This is a genomic window from Roseibium sp. RKSG952 (assembly GCF_009711355.1).
This window is the reverse complement of the sequence record NZ_SMMF01000323.1, coordinates 1-600: the sequence shown is the minus strand read 5'-3', so window position 1 is coordinate 600 and position 600 is coordinate 1. Positions and strand designations below refer to the sequence as shown.

Below are 600 nucleotides of genomic sequence, written 5' to 3'. Positions count from 1 at the left end.
GCCCTGATCGAGGGCGCCCTCGAAGCGGGCACGGCGGGAGATGCCGCATGAAGAACGCTCACACCGTCGATACAGCCCGTCTCGGTATCCTGCTCAATGAGCTCAGGCTGCCCGCAATCAAAACCCTCTGGCCGCAATTTACCGAGCAGGCCGACAAGGAAGGATGGCCCGCTGCCCGCTTCCTCGCGGCCATTGCCTAGCATGAGCTGGCAGAACGCGGCAGACGCAGGATCGCACCTCATCTTGCCGAGGCCAGGCTGCCACCTGGAAAGACCCTCGACAGTTTCGCCTTCGACACCGTGCCCATGATCTCCAAGGCTCAAGTCATGGCGATTGCCGCCGGTGACGGCTGGCTCGCCAAAGGCGCCAACATTCTCATGTTCGGCCCACCGGGCGGCGGAAAGAGCCATCTCGCTGCGGCCATCGGACTTGCCCTCATCGAAAATGGCTGGCGTGTCCTCTTCACAAGGACCACCGATCTCGTTCAGAAGCTTCAGATCGCACGCCGCGAGTTGCAGCTCGAAGCCGTCATCAACAAGCTCGACAAGTTCGACCTGCTCATTCTCGATGATCTCGCCTATGTAACCAAGGACCAGGCCG

General features: G+C 61.3%; 1 pseudogene. It reads left to right on the top strand.

The window, feature by feature from the left end:
* Positions 1-47 precede the first annotated feature (47 nt).
* Positions 48-600, top strand: a pseudogene (locus E1297_RS00880) (ATP-binding protein); the annotation flags it as partial.